Annotated in this window: 16 protein-coding genes; 10 read left to right on the top strand and 6 right to left on the bottom strand. The window is 73.3% G+C overall.

Annotated features, from left to right (window positions below; translation table 11 throughout):
• Positions 1 to 30 precede the first annotated feature (30 nt).
• Positions 31 to 1,317: a hypothetical protein gene (locus FGI33_RS06900; protein ID WP_119433846.1), complete on the top strand. Its 1,287-nt coding sequence runs from the start codon at positions 31 to 33 to the stop codon at positions 1,315 to 1,317.
• 41 nt (positions 1,318 to 1,358) lie between these two features.
• Here the strand turns inward: FGI33_RS06900 and FGI33_RS06895 are convergent, their stop codons facing one another.
• Entirely contained in the window at positions 1,359 to 2,108 is a 750-nt protein-coding gene (locus FGI33_RS06895) for a hypothetical protein (RefSeq protein ID WP_119433845.1), read from the bottom strand.
• A gap of 155 nt (positions 2,109 to 2,263) precedes the next feature.
• Here FGI33_RS06895 and FGI33_RS06890 point away from each other — a divergent pair, with 155 nt between their 5' ends.
• A complete protein-coding gene (locus tag FGI33_RS06890; RefSeq protein WP_119433844.1) occupies positions 2,264 to 2,587 on the top strand; it encodes a helix-turn-helix domain-containing protein in 324 nt (107 codons plus the stop codon).
• Here the strand turns inward: FGI33_RS06890 and FGI33_RS06885 are convergent.
• The 4 genes from FGI33_RS06885 to FGI33_RS06870 all read right to left on the bottom strand — a co-directional run bounded on the left by FGI33_RS06885 (position 2,577) and on the right by FGI33_RS06870 (position 5,281).
• Positions 2,577 to 2,888: a hypothetical protein gene (locus FGI33_RS06885; RefSeq protein ID WP_119433843.1), complete on the bottom strand. Its 312-nt coding sequence runs from the start codon at positions 2,886 to 2,888 to the stop codon at positions 2,577 to 2,579. The two genes, FGI33_RS06890 and FGI33_RS06885, sit on opposite strands and share 11 nt — an antisense overlap.
• A gap of 84 nt (positions 2,889 to 2,972) precedes the next feature.
• Positions 2,973 to 3,752, bottom strand: coding sequence for an ABC transporter ATP-binding protein (locus FGI33_RS06880; RefSeq protein WP_119401405.1), 780 nt, complete (start codon positions 3,750 to 3,752; stop codon positions 2,973 to 2,975).
• Positions 3,752 to 4,552: an ABC transporter permease gene (locus FGI33_RS06875; RefSeq protein WP_119433842.1), complete on the bottom strand. Its 801-nt coding sequence runs from the start codon at positions 4,550 to 4,552 to the stop codon at positions 3,752 to 3,754. Before FGI33_RS06875 ends, FGI33_RS06880 begins: the two co-directional genes overlap by 1 nt.
• A gap of 36 nt (positions 4,553 to 4,588) precedes the next feature.
• Positions 4,589 to 5,281 (bottom strand): phosphocholine cytidylyltransferase family protein, encoded by a 693-nt coding sequence (locus FGI33_RS06870; protein ID WP_012037974.1) that lies wholly within the window; start codon positions 5,279 to 5,281, stop codon positions 4,589 to 4,591.
• Between the two features lie 291 nt (positions 5,282 to 5,572).
• Between FGI33_RS06870 and FGI33_RS15515 the strand changes: the two genes are divergently transcribed.
• The 3 genes from FGI33_RS15515 to FGI33_RS06855 are packed head-to-tail and all read left to right on the top strand — an operon-like array spanning position 5,573 to position 9,354.
• Positions 5,573 to 7,471 carry an ATP-binding cassette domain-containing protein gene (locus FGI33_RS15515; RefSeq protein ID WP_420022559.1) on the top strand — a complete coding sequence of 633 codons (1,899 nt, stop codon included), beginning with the start codon at positions 5,573 to 5,575 and terminating at the stop codon, positions 7,469 to 7,471.
• Positions 7,447 to 9,018 (top strand): ABC transporter permease, encoded by a 1,572-nt coding sequence (locus FGI33_RS06860; protein ID WP_237582425.1) that lies wholly within the window; start codon positions 7,447 to 7,449, stop codon positions 9,016 to 9,018. The genes FGI33_RS15515 and FGI33_RS06860 overlap by 25 nt, the downstream gene beginning before the upstream one ends.
• Positions 9,019 to 9,066: 48 nt before the next feature.
• A complete protein-coding gene (locus tag FGI33_RS06855; RefSeq protein WP_119373878.1) occupies positions 9,067 to 9,354 on the top strand; it encodes a DUF3039 domain-containing protein in 288 nt (95 codons plus the stop codon).
• 40 nt (positions 9,355 to 9,394) lie between these two features.
• On the opposite strand, the gene FGI33_RS06850 is transcribed toward FGI33_RS06855, so the two are convergent.
• Positions 9,395 to 10,711: a nicotinate phosphoribosyltransferase gene (locus FGI33_RS06850; protein ID WP_237582424.1), complete on the bottom strand. Its 1,317-nt coding sequence runs from the start codon at positions 10,709 to 10,711 to the stop codon at positions 9,395 to 9,397.
• A 92-nt stretch (positions 10,712 to 10,803) separates the two neighbouring features.
• Between FGI33_RS06850 and FGI33_RS06845 the strand changes: the two genes are divergently transcribed.
• From FGI33_RS06845 to FGI33_RS06825, 5 genes are all read left to right on the top strand, one after another.
• Positions 10,804 to 12,267, top strand: a complete 1,464-nt coding sequence (locus FGI33_RS06845; RefSeq protein WP_119434127.1) for a cryptochrome/photolyase family protein — start codon at positions 10,804 to 10,806, stop codon at positions 12,265 to 12,267.
• Between the two features lie 58 nt (positions 12,268 to 12,325).
• Entirely contained in the window at positions 12,326 to 13,222 is an 897-nt protein-coding gene (murI, locus tag FGI33_RS06840; protein ID WP_119434126.1) for a glutamate racemase, read from the top strand.
• Entirely contained in the window at positions 13,219 to 13,956 is a 738-nt protein-coding gene (gene rph, locus FGI33_RS06835; protein ID WP_119434125.1) for a ribonuclease PH, read from the top strand. The genes murI and rph overlap by 4 nt, the downstream gene beginning before the upstream one ends.
• Before the next feature lie 10 nt (positions 13,957 to 13,966).
• Entirely contained in the window at positions 13,967 to 14,575 is a 609-nt protein-coding gene (locus FGI33_RS06830; RefSeq protein WP_119434124.1) for a non-canonical purine NTP pyrophosphatase, read from the top strand.
• Between the two features lie 90 nt (positions 14,576 to 14,665).
• Positions 14,666 to 15,583 carry a cation diffusion facilitator family transporter gene (locus FGI33_RS06825; protein WP_119434129.1) on the top strand — a complete coding sequence of 306 codons (918 nt, stop codon included), beginning with the start codon at positions 14,666 to 14,668 and terminating at the stop codon, positions 15,581 to 15,583.
• The last annotated feature ends 25 nt before the right edge of the window (positions 15,584 to 15,608 follow it).

Here is a 15,608-nt window from a genome sequence, read left to right as displayed (position 1 = left end):
GGGGCCCGGAGCGCTGGCTACGGTGGATGCATGGGTCTCCTGAACGACGCTCGCCTCGGCGTGCGCGCTGTCCGCTCGCTGGTCCATCAGCGCCGTGCGCGCGGGACCCTGCAGCGCAAGCTCGCGCTCCGCGCCCCCTCGCCGCAGGGCGAGTACCGCATCGCCGTGTACTTCGCCGACTCGGCCGTGAACATGTACCAGATCCGGCAGTGGTACCGGCCGCTCGTCGAGCTGGCGCGCACGCACCCGGTCGTGATCCTGAGCCGCCACCCGAGCGGCGCGAACGCGCTCCTCGACGAGAGCCCCCTCCCCGTTGAGTACGTGCGCCGCGTCGCGGACCTCGAGCGGGTCATCGCGGAGCAGGACATCCGCATCGTCCTCTACGTCAACCAGAACACCCGCAACTTCCAGATGATGCGGTACGGGCGCCGCTGGCACGTCTTCGTCAACCACGGCGAGTCCGACAAGATGTACATGACCACCAACCAGTTCAAGGCGTACGACTACAGCCTCATCGCCGGCGACGCGGCGCGCGCCCGGCTCGGCAAGGTGCTCTGGGACTACGACCTCGACCGCCGCGCGATCCCCATCGGGCGTCCGCAGGCCGACCACTACTCGGGCGAGCTGCCGTACGCGCCCGACGACCGCACGGTCGTCCTCTACGCGCCCACGTGGGAGGGTGACCGCGCCGCCGCGGCGTACGGATCCATCGCGTCGCACGGGGTGCCGCTGGTCCGCGACCTCATCGCGACCGGACGGCACCGCGTCGTCTACCGCCCGCATCCGCGGTCGGGCGTCGTCGATCCTGAGTACGCGCGCGCCAACCGCGAGATCGCGGCCATGCTCGAGCGGGCGAACGCGCAGGATCCCTCGGCGCAGCACGTCGTCGACCGCTCGCGCGAGCTCGCCTGGCAGCTGTCCGCCGCGGACCTCGCCATCGTCGACATCTCCGCGATGGTCTACGACCGACTCGCGGCGGGGCGTCCGCTCCTGGTGACGCGGCCGGTGCGGCCCGAGGCGCAGATCGACACCGACGGCTACCTGTCCGACTGCGAGTGGCTGACCGCGGACGACGCGCGCGACGTCGTCACCCGGCTGGACGCGCTGCAGCACGATGCCGCGGCGGACCGCCGGCTCGCCGCGTGGGTCCGCCACTACTTCGGCGACACCTCTCCCGGCGCGGCGACCGCACGCTTCCACGCGGCCGTCGAGCACCTGATGGGGGAGTGGGATCGCCACGCGACGCTGCACGCCCGGGACGACGCCGCGGATCCGGCGGCCGACGCCCAGGTCGACGACGAGGACGAGGAGGCCTGAGCCTCCCGCGCGGAGGGCGACACCGCCCTCCCGCGATGGGCTCAGCCCTTCGCGGCCCTCTTCTCGGCGACGCGGATCACGCGCGGCTTCCGCTCCGGCACCGCGAGCTCGTCGGGGAAGCCGGCGGGCGCGGGACCGAACGCCTGACGGGAGCTCGCGACGATCTTGCCGCCGAGCATCCGGTTGCCGGCGCCGCCGATGACGGCGCCGATGCCGAACGGGACGGCGCGGCCGATGGCGCTCGCGCTCTGGTTGACCACGAACCGCTTGATGAAGGCGCGCTTGATGCGGTCGGCGATGGGGCCGATGGCGAACGAGGGAAGGCCGGACGTGATGGCACGGCCCCAGTTCGCGTTCCGGTCGACGGGCTGACCGGAGAACTGGCCCGTGAACTGCTGGATCACCTGGGCACCCGGGGCGCCGAGCATCATGGTCATCACGAGGGCGCGTGCTCGGGCCGGATCCTCGACGGAGATCCCGTGCACCTCGGTGATGGACTGCGCGAAGAGGGCGCTCGCCTCGAGGAAGCCGGCCGTCTCCACGCCCGTGAGCGCGAGGGACACGCCGGTGCCGACGCCGGGGATCACCGCGCTGGCTCCCACGGCGGCGCCTCCCGCGGTGACGGCGGCGAGGAAGCGCTTCTCGAGGATCGCGATGATGCGGTCCGGGGAGGCCTCCGGGTGGCGGGCGCGGATCGAGCGGATGTGGGCGAGCACGACGGGGCGCTGCACGGACAGGAGACGATCTATCCCGGTGGCGACGGTCGGGTCGAGCTCGGAGGCGTCCTTCATGCTCCGAGCCTACGCGGGGCGACCCTCCACGACCGTGCCCTCGACGTCCACCGGATGCACGCATCGATGTCCGGACTATCCACGGAGACGCGGGCGCAGACGCATGGGGCGCCCGCGCTCTGGTCATTCCTCCATGTGGCGGATAAGCATGTGCCATGGTCACCACCGTCTCCGACGCCGCCGCCGAGTTCGGCTCCCGGGTGCGCGAGCAGCGCCAGCGCATCGGCATCAGCCAGGAGACGCTCGCGGAGCTCTCCGGCATCCACTGGACCGCGCTCGGCAAGATCGAGCGCGGGCAGCGCAACCCGAGCCTGCGCAACATCATCAAGATCGCGAGCGGGCTCGACGTCGATGCGGGTCTGCTCGTGACCGGCCTCACCGCCGACATGCTGCCGAAGGACGACGGGGACTCGCCCGCCGAGCTCATCCGCCTGGAGCGCGAGCGCGACCGACGCGGCACCACGCCCGTCAGAAGCTGACCCGCCACAGGTACTCGCCCCCGTCCGGCCGGAACCAGCGCACCACGAGGATCGTGTCGAGCGCCAGGTCGTCGCCGCGGATGGTGGTGGACAGGCGCTCCCCGGGACGGACGGTGACGGGCGCGCGCGACAGCATCGTGCCGGACCCGAGCAGGTGCAGCGAGATGGCGTGCAGCACCTCGTCGCCGACGTTGACCAGCGCGAAGCGCGGCCGCGCCGACGTGCGGTCGAAGTGCCAGGGCACGCGGTACGCGGGCTCGGGGTCGGGACGGACGGGCAGGGGCGGGACCGATCGCAGCATGCGTGCACGGTAGGGGCGGCGTGCGACGTGCGGTGTCGCGGGCCTGTGGAACGGCGCTGCTGGGGAGGAGGGGACGGTCTCCGGCTAGGCGCCGGCGGCCGGCGGCGGGTTGTGGTCGGCGTTGTAGGCGTCCATCACCTGGTCGATGGGGCCGTCGAGGACGAGGGCGCCCTTGTCGAGGTACAGGCCCCGCGTGCAGAAGCGGCGGAGGTCGCGCTCGTTGTGCGAGACGAAGAAGAGCGTGCGGCCCTCCGCGAGCATCTCCTCGATCCGGTGGTAGCACTTCTCCCGGAACGCCCGGTCGCCCACGGCGAGGACCTCGTCCACGAGGAGCACCGGCTCGTCGAGCCGCGAGATCACCGCGAAGGCGATGCGCACCTTCATCCCGCTCGAGAGGTGCTTGTAGGGGGTGTCGACGAAGTCGGGGATCTCGGCGAACGCGATGATCTCGTCGAACCGCGCGTCGATCTCGGCCTTGGACATGCCGTGGAGCCCCGCCGTGAGGTAGATGTTGTCGCGGACTGTGAGGTCGTTGACGAAGCCGCCCGTGATCTCGATGAGCGGGGCGACGCCCGCGTGGACGCCGATCGACCCCTCGTCCGCGATGAGCACCTCGGCGACGAGCTTGAGGAGCGTCGACTTGCCCTGGCCGTTGCGGCCGACCACGCCGATCGCCTCGCCTTGGCGCACCTCGAAGGAGACGTGGCGCAGCGCCCAGAACTCGCCGGGCCGCGCGCGTCGGGCGGATCCCGCGAACAGGTCCTTGAAGCTCCGGCGGGACTTGCGGTTGCGGCGGAAGCGGATGCCGGCGTCCTCGACCGCGAGGACGGTGCGCGCGTCGGGCGACGGGTGCGACGGGCCCATCAGATCTCCTTCAGGACGGCCGGGAGCGAGCGGCGGAAGACCAGGGCGCCGACGGCGACCAACGCCGCCGAGATGGCCGCGCTCACCCCGACGGCGTACCAGTCGAGCTCGGCGGGGAAGAACGCGGCCCGGTACAGGCCGAAGATCCCGGTGAGCGGGTTCAGCGCGGCCCAGGGGTGCAGGTCAGCGGGCAGGTCGCTCGACGAGTAGACGATGGGGGAGGCGTAGAAGAGGAAGCGCAGCACGAGCTTCACGGCGCGCTCGAGGTCGCGGAAGAAGACGACGAGCGGCGAGATGATCAGCCCGATGCCCAGGAGCAGCGTGGCCTGCAGGAGCACGGCGAGCGGGAAGAGCAGCACGTCCACGTCGAGGCGGGCTCCCGCGACGATCGCGAAGACGGCGAGCACCGGCAGGCTCGCGATGAACTCGAAGCCCTTGGCGAGCACGAGCCGCAGCACCCAGATGCTCCGGGGGATCCGCGTCGAGCGCACGAGCTTCGCCTGCGAGCTGAACGCCCTGGTGAAGTCGCTCGTGGCCCCCGTGAACCACATCCACGGCAGGAGCGCCGCGAGCAGGAACACGATGTACGGCTCCTGGCCGACGTCGCGCTGGAAGACGACGGTGAAGACGAACCAGTAGATGCCCGACATGACGAGCGGATCGAGGATCGACCAGAACCAGCCGAGCGCGCTCGTCGAGTAGCGCACCTTGAGGTCGCGCGTCGTGAGGAGCCAGAGCGAGCGTCGGTAGCGGGCCGCGGGGGTGCGGGACGCGCGACCGGGGATGGCGGCATCGGGCACGGCGGGGATCCTCTGCGTCAGCATCCCCGAGGCGGTCTAGACGAAGAGGTTGGCCCTTTCGAGGTCCTCCGCGAAGTCGACCTCGACCGCGTACAGGTCGGAGATGTCTACCGGTTCGACGAGCAGGGAGTCCTGCTCGATCGCCAACTCTATTCCACGCTCGAAGTAGTCCTGGTCGGCGACCCGGGCGAGCTGGCGGATGAGGACCGGCTTGTCGGCCTTGGAGACGTAGTTGATGCCGACCGCCTCGCCGAGGCCGCCCTTCACCGTCTTCGACAGCTCCCGGATGAAGCCCTCGGGGCTGGTCGTGTACTTGACCTCCTCGTCGGAGACGCGGGAGGTGTTGACCGTGACGAACGACTGGTCGCGCGCGATCATCGCGGCGGCGCGGCGCAGGATCATCGGGTCGAAGACCACGTCGCCGTTCATCCAGAGGACGCCGCCGGGGCCCGAGGCACGGAGGGCGCGGAGCAGGCTCTTCGACGTGTTCGTCTGGTCGTACTGCTCGTTGTAGATGTAGTCGGCGTCCGGGAAGGCGTCGATGATGTGGTCGAGCTTGTAGCCGACGACGATGCTGACCTTGGCGTCGTCGCCGAGGCCGAAGCGGATGTTGTCGAACTGCTGGCCCATGATGGTGCGGCCGTCGCTCAGCTCGGTGAGGGGCTTGGGGAGGCTGCGTCCGAGACGGCTGCCCATGCCTGCCGCCAGGATGACTACCTGCGTGGTCATGTGTTCTCCGTTCGATGCGGGTGCCGAGTGCGGTCGGGACCCCCGGACGTCGAGGGTTCGCCCGGACTTCACCCGCGGGTTTCCTGTTCGACACTCCGTCATGCCTCCTCCATCGTAGGCCGCGGGCGGGGAAATAGGGGGGATGCGGGCAGGGCTCGTGTCCCTTTCGTGATCTGGACGGGCCTCCGCGGAGGGGACGTCGGCTCCTCCGGACGCGGCCGTGGGCGCCCGTGGCGGGACCGCCGAGGACGGCGGATCGGGCACGGAGGACCGCCTTGCTAACGTGGGGCCGTGACCGACGCCCCCGACGAGACGACCTCCCCCGACGCCACGTCCGACCCCGCTGCGGGCCCCCGGGATCACGCCGATCGCGCTCCGTCCGCGCCCGTGGGGGAGGCGGCCGCCGACGCGGTCGCCGCCGAGGCCGAGCCGGAGCCGGCGACCGTCGTGGCCGCGGTGCCCCGGCCTCCGCGCCCCGGTCAGCGCGTCCCCCGCCGTGCCACCGCGCCGTCGCCGCGGACCGCGCCCGCCGTGGTCGTGGCGCCGACGCCGCCGCGTGTGAAGTCCACCCCCGTCGCGGCGCCCGCGTCGCGGCCGTCCGACGGGAAAGCCGACGGCGAGGGGGAGTCGGCTGCGACGGAAGCCCGTCCGCCGCGGGTCCGACGGCGCACGCGCGTGCAGCGCGCGGCGGGGAGCGCCGAGCCGGTGGCGGCCACGCAGAGCGCCGCTCCCTCGGAGGCGGATGAGGACCGGACGGCCGAGACGCCGGTCGTCGGCTCGCCCACGACGTCCGCTCCCGTACCGGGGACCCCGGACGACGTCGCGGCGACGCAGCCGGATCAGGACGGCCTGTCGGAGCTCCGCGGGATGTTCGCGGATGACGACCCGCAGCCCGTGGGCGCCGACGCCGAGGACCAGGACGTGGCGCCGACCGATGACGCCGCCACGGCGGACGGGTCCCGTGCCTCCTCGGTCGAGGTCGAGCAGGACGTCAGCGGGGTCGCGGACGCGGAAGAGGGTGCGCCCGACGCCGACGCCGACGCCGACGCCGACGCCGTTCCAGAAGCCGACGCGGGTCAAGAACCCGAGCCCGAGCAGGACGCGACGGACGCCGTCGAGCCCACCCCGGCCGACGCGGCCGGGGAGAGGGCGGTGGATCCGGTGCCGGCTCCCGAAGCGGAGGCCGACACCGACACCACGGTCGCCTCCGAGCAGGACGCCGAGATCGCGCCCGCGGCGCCAGCGATCCCGCACGAGGGGGACGAGGACGCTCCCGCATTGGACGAGGATCCCGCGCCCGCCCGCTCCGTCACCGTCCGCACCGACAGCCTCACCGCGCCGCGCTCCACGCGCCCCGGCCTCGCCGGGGTGGCGGAGACCGCGCTCACGCCGTCGGTCCGCGGCGACCGCGCCGCCGCTCCGGAGCTGGGGGAGGACGTCCTCGTCATCGACGGCCTCACCAAGCGCTTCGACGAGAAGGTGGCGGTCGACGACATCGCGCTCACGGTCCGCGCCGGGTCCTTCTACGGCATCGTCGGCCCGAACGGCGCAGGCAAGACGACGACCATGTCCATGGTCACGGGGCTCCTCCGGCCCGATGCCGGCGCCGTGACGGTCAACGGCATCGACGTCTGGCGCGAGCCGCTCGTCGCGAAGCGGAGCATCGGCGTGCTGCCGGACCGACTCCGCCTCTTCGACCGCCTCACCGGCGCGCAGCTCCTGCACTACTCGGGCGCCCTCCGAGGGCTCGACGACGCGGAGATCCGCAGCCGCTCGGCCGACCTCGTCGCCGCGTTCGGTCTCGAGGACGCTGTCGGCCGGCTCGTCACCGACTACTCGGCGGGCATGACCAAGAAGGTCGCGCTCGCCTGCGCCATGATCCACTCGCCGCGCATGCTCGTCCTCGACGAGCCGTTCGAGTCGGTCGACCCCGTGTCGTCCGCGAACGTCGTCGAGATCCTGCAGGACTACGTGGCCCACGGCGGCACGGTGGTGCTGTCGAGCCACGGCATGGACTTCATCCAGCGCATCTGCGACCACGTCGCGATCATCGTCAACGGCCGGGTGCTCGCCGCGGGCACCATGGACGAGGTCCGCGCGGGCCGCTCGCTGGAGGAGCGCTTCGTCGCCCTGGCCGGCGGTCGACGCACGGCGGAGGGGTTCTCGTGGTTGCACTCGTTCTCCGACTGAGGCTCGCCCTCCTCGCCAACGCGCTCCGCCGCAGCCCCTGGCAGGTCCTCGGGCTCGTCGCGGCCGGCGTCTACGGGATCCTCGTCACCGTGCTCGCCGTCGGCGCCCTCGCCGGGCTCCGCGACGCCGACGTCGCCTCGGCGCGGGACGTCGTGGTCGCCGGAGGCGCCCTCGTGGTGCTCGGCGCGCTCGTCGTGCCGCTCGTGCTCGGATCCGAGGACGCCATGGACCCGCGCCGCTTCGCGCCCTACGGCATCGAGCCCCGGCGCCTGGCCGTCGCGCTCGCCGCGGCCGCCGTCGTCAGCGTCCCGGGCGCGGTCCTCGTCGCCGTGGCGCTGACCACCGTGGTCACGTGGGCCCGCGATCCGCTCACCGCCCTCGTCGCCGTGGTCGCGGCCTGCGCCGCCGTCGCCACGTGCGTGCTCGTCGCGCGGATCAGCACGGTCCTCTCCTCCGTCCTGCTCAGCACGCGCCGGGCCCGCGAGGCGACCGGTCTCGCGGCCGGGCTCGTGGCCGTGCTGCTCGTGCCCGTGGTCGTCGCGCTCGCGCAGGCCGACCTCCTCGACGACGGGCTCCGTCCCGCGCGCGGCATGCTCGGCGTCATCGCCTGGACGCCGCTCGGCGCCGCCTGGTCGGCTCCCGCCGCGGCGGTCGCGGGCGACGTCGGGGGAGCCGCCGGCATGCTCCTGGTGGCCGTCGCCTCGGCGGCGCTGCTCGCGCTCGCCTGGGTCCGCCTCGTGCCGTGGGCCCTCACCGCGCCGGACCGCGCCGGCGGCGGCCGCGTCCAGACCGGCCTCGGCTGGTTTGGCCGCTTCGGCGCCTCGCCCGCGGGTGCGGTGGCCGCGCGGAGCGTCACCTACTGGATCCGCGACCCGCGCTACCGCGCCACGCTCGTGCTGATCCCGGTGCTCCCGCTCGTGCTCCTCGTCCCGCTCGTGATCGTGGACGTCGACGCGCACGTGCTGGCCCTGGTCCCGCTGCCGGTGATGGCGCTCTTCCTCGGCTGGAGCGTGCACAACGACACCGCGCACGACCACACCGCGGTGTGGCTGCACGTCGTGTCGGGGATCCGCGGCGTCGCGGACCGCGTCGGCCGCCTCGTGCCCGTCCTCGCAATCGGCATCCCGCTCGTCGCGATCGGCGCGCCGCTCAGCGCCCTCGGCTTCGGCGACGCGTCCGTCCTGCCCTCCGTCATCGGGGTCAGCGGCGGGGTCCTGCTCGTCGGGGTCGGCCTGTCGTCGCTCTTCTCGGCGCGCTTCCCGTACCCGGCGTCGCGCCCCGGCGACAGCCCCTTCCACGCGCCGCAGAGCGTGAGCGCCGGCGGATCCACCGTGCCCACGCTCACGTTCCTCGCCACCGTCGCCCTGGCGCTGCCGTCGGTGTGGCTCGGCTGGATGGGACTCGTCCACGGCGGCGCGTACCCGGCGTGGTCGCTCGTCGTGGGGCTGGGCATCGGCATCGTGACGCTCGGGGCCGGCGTGGTCGGCGGGGGTCGCGTGTTCGAGCGGCGCGGCCCCGAGCTCCTGGCCTTCGCGCAGCGCCACTAGCGGATCCGCGCCACCGGTCCCCGCGCGCCGGAAAAGTAGACTGACGTCATGGTCATCCTCAGCATCGAACAGGCCCCCGGAAGCCCCACGCAGGGCGGCGGGACCGACACCCTCGACCGCGAGCTCGAGGAGCTCCTCGAGCAGGAGACGATCGAGCCCGGCGATCACGAGCGCTTCTCGCACTACGTGAAGAAGGACAAGATCCTCGAGTCCGCGATCAGCGGCAAGCCCGTCAAGGCGCTCTGCGGCAAGAAGTGGCTGCCCGGCCGCGACCCGGAGAAGTTCCCCGTCTGCCCCGACTGCAAGCGCATCTACGAGAACATGAAGCCCGAGTAGGAGCCCCGCCACCGCACGAGACGCGTCCGCCCGATCCGCGTCAGGCGGCCGTGCCCTCCTCGGTGGGGATCGCCGGGTCGCCCGCCCGGAGCCGGAAGGCCTGCGCCGGCAGCGCGCGCACGGCGACGGCGTGGTGCGCGCGAGCCGCGGCGGTGCCCGCGCTTCCGAGCCAGCGCGGATCCGGCTCGCCGCCCTCGGCCAGAGTGACGACGAGGTCGCGGTCGCCGGGGAGCGGAGCCGGGTGCGGGCCGACGGTGACGAGCTCCGACGTCGCGACGCCCTGGGCGTCATGGCGCCGCAGCGCGCCCTTGAGGCCGCCGCGGCTCTGCTTGCCCGTCGACCGCTTCGCGACGGCCACCCACTCGCCGTCGCCGCCCGCGTCGCGGTGCGCGACGAGCTTGAAGACCATGCCGGCCGCCGGGGCGCCGGATCCGGTGACGAGCGAGGTCCCGACCCCGTAGGAGTCGACGGGGGAGGCGGCGAGCCCGGCGATGCCGTGCTCGTCGAGGTCGTTGGTGACGGTGATCCGCGTGCCCGTGGCGCCCAGCGCGTCGAGCTGCGCGCGCACCTCGCCGACGAGCACCGGCAGGTCGCCGGAGTCGAGCCGGACGGCGCCGAGGCCGGGGCCGGCGACGCGGACCGCGGTCTCCACGCCCTGGCGCACGTCGTAGGTGTCCACGAGGAGGGTCGTGCCGGGGCCGAGCGCGTCGACCTGGGCCCGGAACGCCTGCTCCTCGGTGTCGTGCAGGAGCGTGAAGGAGTGGGCGGCGGTGCCCATGGTCGGCACGCCCCACGTGCGGCCGGCCTCGAGGTTCGAGGTGGCGCCGAAGCCCGCGATGAAGGCCGCGCGTGCGGCGGCGACGGCGGAGCGCTCGCCCGTGCGGCGGGATCCCATCTCCGCGAGCGGGCGGCCGCCGGCGACCTGCACCATGCGCGCGGCGGCGCTCGCGACCGCGGAGTCGTAGTTGAGGACGCTGAGCACGAGCGTCTCGAGGATCACCCCGTCGGCGAACGGCGCCTCGACCGTGAGGAGCGGCGATCCGGGGAAGTAGACCTCGCCCTCGCGGTAGCCGGTGATGCGGCCGCGGAACCGGTAGTCGGCGAGCCAGGCCAGGGCCTCATCGCCCACGACGCGCTCGGAGCGCAGGTACTCGAGCTCGGCGTCGCCGAAGCGGAAGTCGCGGATCAGCTCGAGGAGCCGGCCGGTGCCGGCGACGACGCCGAAGCGGCGGCCGCTCGGGAGGCGCCGGGCGAAGCACTCGAAGACGCACTCGCGGTCGTGGGTGCCCGCCTTCAGCGCTGCGTCGAGCATCGTCAGCTCGTACCGGTCGGTGAGGAGGGAGGTCGCCTGGGTCACCCGCCCAGCCTAGGGCGGCGCCCGTCGGGGGCGGCCCGTCCGCATCGCGCACGGGTCGGGACGATGACGGGGGTCCGGCCTAGGTTCGTGCCATGGAGCGCACGCGATGGATCCTGGCCGACCAGCTGGGCGACCACTTCGACGACGGCGGGCCGATGCTGCTCATCGAGTCGCGGGGCCTGCTCGCCCGGCGGCCGTACCACCGGGCCAAGGCGCACCTCATCCTGTCGGGCATCCGGCACCGCGCGCGGGCGCTGGGCGACCGGGTGGAGTTCCACCAGGTCGACCACTACCGCGAGGTCGTCGAGGGCCGGGACGACCTCGAGGTCATCGACCCCACCTCCCGCGGGCTCCGGCGCCTCGTCGCGGAGATCGGCGCGGAGGTGCTCCCGAGCCGCGGCTTCGTCACGAGCGAGCAGGAGTTCGCCGAGTGGATGGCGGGCCGCACCTCGAACCGGCTCGTCATGGAGGACTTCTACCGGTGGTCGCGCGCCCGCACGGGCATCCTCATGGACGGCGACGACCCGGTCGGCGGCCGCTGGAACTACGACCACGACAACCGCGAGAGGCCGCCGAAGGGCGCGGCCACCCTCGGCCTGCCCGAGCCGTGGTGGCCGGAGGAGGACGACATCGACCGGGAGGTCCGCGCCGACCTCGACGAGTGGGAGCGGAAGGGTCTCGTGCGCTTCGTGGGCGACGACGGGCCGCGGCGCTTCGCGGTCACGCCCGAGGAGGGGCGCCTGGCGCTCGACGACTTCGTGGCGAGCCGGCTCAACGACTTCGGCCCCTTCGAGGACGCGTCGCTCCAGGGGGACTGGACCATGGCGCACTCGCTCATGAGCGCCACCATGAACATGGGGGTGCTGGATCCGGCGGACGTCATCGAGCGCATCGTCGCCGAGCACGCGGCCGGGCGCGCGCCCATCGCGAGCGTCGAGGGCATCGTGCGGCAGATCATGGGCTGGCGCGACTACGTGTGGCACCTCTACTGGGCCTTCGAGGACGACTACACGTCGCAGAACCGGCTCGACGCGCACCGCGGCGTGCCGACCGCGCTGCAGGAGCTCGACGCGTCCGGCATCGAGGCCGCGTGCCTCTCCCACGTCGTCGACAAGGTGCGCGCGCACGGGTGGGCGCACCACATCGAGCGGCTGATGATCCTCGGCAACCTGGCGCTCCAGCGCGGCTACGACCCCGAGGCCATGAACGACTGGTTCATCGACTCCTTCGTCGACGGCACGCCGTGGGTCATGCCGGCGAACGTCGTCGGCATGGCGCTGCACGCCGACGGCGGTCGCATGGCGACGAAGCCGTACGCGGGCGGCGGCGCCTATATCGACCGGATGTCGGACCACTGCGGCGGCTGCCCGTTCGACCCGAAGGTCCGCGTCGGCCCCACGGCGTGCCCGTACACGGCCGGGTACTGGTGGTTCCTCGACCGCAACCAGGAGCGTCTCCGCGGCAACGCGCGCATGGCCCAGCCGCTCGCCGGGCTGCGCCGGCTGAAGGACCTGCCGGAGCTCGTCGCCCAGGAGGACGCCCGGCGGTCGCTGTGACGCGCGCGCGACCGCGGTCGGCTCCGGGCGCGCCCGGGGCCGCCGGTAGGCTGGCACGATGAGCGACGCGCCGATCGGGATCTTCGACTCCGGCGTCGGCGGCCTCACGGTGGCCCGCGCCGTCGCGACGCTCCTCCCGCGCGAGTCGATCATCTACATCGGCGACACGGCGCACACGCCCTACGGCGACAAGCCCATCGCGGACGTCCGACGCTACGCGCTCGCGGTCCTCGACGACCTCGTCGAGCGCGGCGTGAAGATGCTCGTCATCGCCTGCAACACGGCCTCCGCGGCCATGCTGCGCGACGCCCGCGAGCGCTACGACATCCCCGTGGTGGAGGTGATCCAGCCGGCCGTGCGCACCGCCGTGAGCGTCACACGCAACCACCGCGTGGGTGTCATCGCCACCCACGCCACCGTCACGAGCCGCGCCTACGACGACGCCTTCGCGGCCGCGCCGCACCTGGCGCTCACCTCGGCCGAGGCGCCGCGCTTCGTCGAGTTCGTCGAGCGGGGCGAGACGTCGGGCCCCGAGCTGATGGCGGCCGCGGCGGAGTACCTCGCGCCGCTGCGCGCGGCCGACGTCGACACGCTCGTCCTCGGCTGCACGCACTACCCGTTCCTCGAGGGCGCGATCTCGCTGCTCATGGGCCCCGACGTCACGCTCGTCTCGAGCGACACCGAGACCGCCAAGGACGTGTACCGGGAGCTCGTGTCCGCGGGCCTCGAGCGCCGCTCCGACGCGCCGCCCGTGATCCGGTACGAGGCCACCGGCGGGCGCGCGTCCGACTTCGAGGACCTCGCGCGCCGCATGCTCGGGACGGGCGTCACGCACGTCGAGCTCGTCGAGACGGGCGCGATCTCCCTGCCCCACCGGCTGCGGGACGACGCGTCCGACGCGCCGAACGCCGATGTCACCCCATCCACCCCCGACCCGAGCCGAGGCCGCACATGACCGACCCCACCCCCCGCCACGACGGCCGCGCCGCCGACCAGCTGCGCGAGATCACCATCGAGCGGAACTGGAGCGAGCAGGCCGAGGGATCCGCCCTCATCTCCTTCGGGCGCACCCGCGTCCTCTGCACCGCGTCCTTCACGAACCGCGTGCCGCGCTGGAAGGCCGGCAGCGGCCAGGGCTGGGTCACGGCCGAGTACGCGATGCTCCCGCGCGCCACCAACGAGCGCATGGACCGCGAGGCCGTCAAGGGCAAGGTCGGCGGGCGCACGCACGAGATCTCCCGCCTCATCGGCCGCAGCCTCCGCGCCGTCGTCGACATGAAGGCCCTCGGCGAGAACACGATCGTCATCGACTGCGACGTGCTGCAGGCCGACGGCGGCACGCGCACGGCGGCCATCACGGGCGCGTACGTCGCGCTGGCCGACGCGCTCGAGTGGGGCCGCGAGCGGAAGTTCATCGCGCAGCGCGCCACGCCGCTCAAGGACAGCGTCGCCGCGGTCTCCGTGGGAATCGTCGACGGGAAGCCCCTGCTCGACCTCGCGTACGTCGAGGACGTCCGGGCCGAGACCGACATGAACGTCGTGATGACGGGCAGCGGATCCTTCGTCGAGGTCCAGGGCACGGCGGAGGGCGCGCCCTTCGACCGCGCCGAGCTCGACGCCCTCCTCGACCTCGCGCTCGGCGGCGGCACCACGCTCACCGCGCTGCAGGCGCAGGCGCTCGGCCGCTGAGGGAACGGCCGTGATCGCGCTCGTCCTCGCCACGCACAACGCCCACAAGGTCGAGGAGCTGCGCCGGATCCTCGGCACCCGCCTCGACGGGATCGACCTGGTCGCCTACGACGGCCCCGAGCCCGTCGAGGACGGCACGACGTTCGAGGAGAACGCGCTCATCAAGGCGCGCGCGGCGGCGCTCCACACGGGGCACGCGGCGCTGGCGGACGACTCCGGCATCGGCGTCGACGTCCTGGGCGGATCGCCGGGCATCTTCTCCGCGCGCTGGTCCGGGCCTGCGCGGGACAGCCGCGAGAACCTCGAGCTGCTCCTCTGGCAGCTGGGGGACGTGCCGGACGCCCACCGCGGCGCCCGCTTCACGTGCGCCGCGGCCCTCGTCGTCCCCACCGCGGACGGCCTCGTCGAGCGCACCGCGGTCGGCGTGTGGGAGGGATCCGTGCTCCGCGAGGTCGCCGGCGGCGGCGGCTTCGGCTACGACCCGGTCTTCCGGCCGGCCACCGGCGGCGCGAGCGCGGCGGCCCTCAGCGCCGACGAGAAGAACCGCGTCAGCCACCGCGCGCTCGCGTTCGACGCGATCATGCCCGTGGTCCGGCGGGAGCTCCTCGGCGAGGGCTGACGCCTCCTCCCGACCCTCCTGAGAGCGGGACTCGTTCCCGACTGCGCCCCCGGCTGGATCCGCATGACCGCGGGCCCGTACGGTGGACGCATGGGTTCCGGATCGCACGACCACGGCGCGGCCACGACCGACCGTCGCCGCCTCGTCGCCGCCATCGCGATCACCGCCACCGTCCTCGTGGTCGAGGTCGTCGGCGCGCTCGTCTCCGGGTCGCTGGCGCTGCTCGCCGACGCGGGCCACATGACGAGCGACCTGCTGGGCCTCGGCATCGCCCTGGTCGCCACCATCGTCGCCGCCCGTCCCGCGACCGACCGGCACACCTTCGGCTTCCAGCGCGGCGAGGTCCTCGGCGCCCTCGTCAACGGGCTGATCCTCTCGGGCGTCGCCGTCTACGTCGCGGTGCAGGGCATCCAGCGGCTGCTCGCGCCGGAGGGCCCCGAGGTCGACCCGGGCATCATGCTGCTCGCGGCCTGCATCGGCCTGGTCGCCAACATCGGGGCGCTCCTGGTGCTCCGCGGGGGAGCGGGGCGCTCGATCAACATGCGCGGCGCCTACCTCGAGGTGCTCGGCGACGCCTTCGGGTCCGTCGCCACGATCATCGCGGGCGTGGTGATCGCGGTCACCGGCTTCGGGCGCGCGGACGCCATCGCCTCGCTCGTCATCGCCGCGCTCATCGTGCCGCGGGCGGTCGTGCTGCTGCGCGACGTCGTGCGCGTGCTGAACGAGTCCACGCCCGTGGGCACCGAGCCCGAGCGGATCCGCGCCCACCTGCTCGAGACCCCCGGCGTCACGGCGGTCCACGACGTGCACGTCTGGGCCATCACGTCCGGGTCGCCTGTCTTCACCGCGCACGTCGTGGTAGAGCAGGAGGTGTTCCGCGAGGGCCGCACGGGCGAGCTGCTCGACCGGCTGTCCGGCTGCCTCGACGACCACTTCGACGTCGAGCACAGCACCTTCCAGCTGGAGCCCGAGGAGCACGCCGGGCATGAGCACCGCCACCACGTCTGACGCGGCGGACGACCCGTCGGGTGGA

The organism is Clavibacter phaseoli, assembly GCF_021922925.1.
Taxonomy (GTDB): Bacteria; Actinomycetota; Actinomycetes; order Actinomycetales; family Microbacteriaceae; genus Clavibacter; species Clavibacter phaseoli.
Note: the sequence above shows the minus strand (reverse complement) of the source record. Positions and strands in the feature narration are given on the sequence as shown.

Excerpts from the sequence above, each read along its gene's own strand:
- FGI33_RS06900 (WP_119433846.1), top strand. The coding sequence starts at position 31 with ATGGGTCTCCTGAACGACGCTCGCCTCGGCGTGCGCGCTGTCCGCTCG.
- FGI33_RS06895 (WP_119433845.1), bottom strand. The coding sequence starts at position 2,108 with ATGAAGGACGCCTCCGAGCTCGACCCGACCGTCGCCACCGGGATAGAT.
- FGI33_RS06890 (WP_119433844.1), top strand. The coding sequence starts at position 2,264 with ATGGTCACCACCGTCTCCGACGCCGCCGCCGAGTTCGGCTCCCGGGTG.
- FGI33_RS06885 (WP_119433843.1), bottom strand. The coding sequence starts at position 2,888 with ATGCTGCGATCGGTCCCGCCCCTGCCCGTCCGTCCCGACCCCGAGCCC.
- FGI33_RS06880 (WP_119401405.1), bottom strand. The coding sequence starts at position 3,752 with ATGGGCCCGTCGCACCCGTCGCCCGACGCGCGCACCGTCCTCGCGGTC.
- FGI33_RS06870 (WP_012037974.1), bottom strand. The coding sequence starts at position 5,281 with ATGACCACGCAGGTAGTCATCCTGGCGGCAGGCATGGGCAGCCGTCTC.
- FGI33_RS06855 (WP_119373878.1), top strand. The coding sequence starts at position 9,067 with ATGGTCATCCTCAGCATCGAACAGGCCCCCGGAAGCCCCACGCAGGGC.
- FGI33_RS06845 (WP_119434127.1), top strand. The coding sequence starts at position 10,804 with ATGGAGCGCACGCGATGGATCCTGGCCGACCAGCTGGGCGACCACTTC.
- murI (WP_119434126.1), top strand. The coding sequence starts at position 12,326 with ATGAGCGACGCGCCGATCGGGATCTTCGACTCCGGCGTCGGCGGCCTC.
- rph (WP_119434125.1), top strand. The coding sequence starts at position 13,219 with ATGACCGACCCCACCCCCCGCCACGACGGCCGCGCCGCCGACCAGCTG.
- FGI33_RS06825 (WP_119434129.1), top strand. The coding sequence starts at position 14,666 with ATGGGTTCCGGATCGCACGACCACGGCGCGGCCACGACCGACCGTCGC.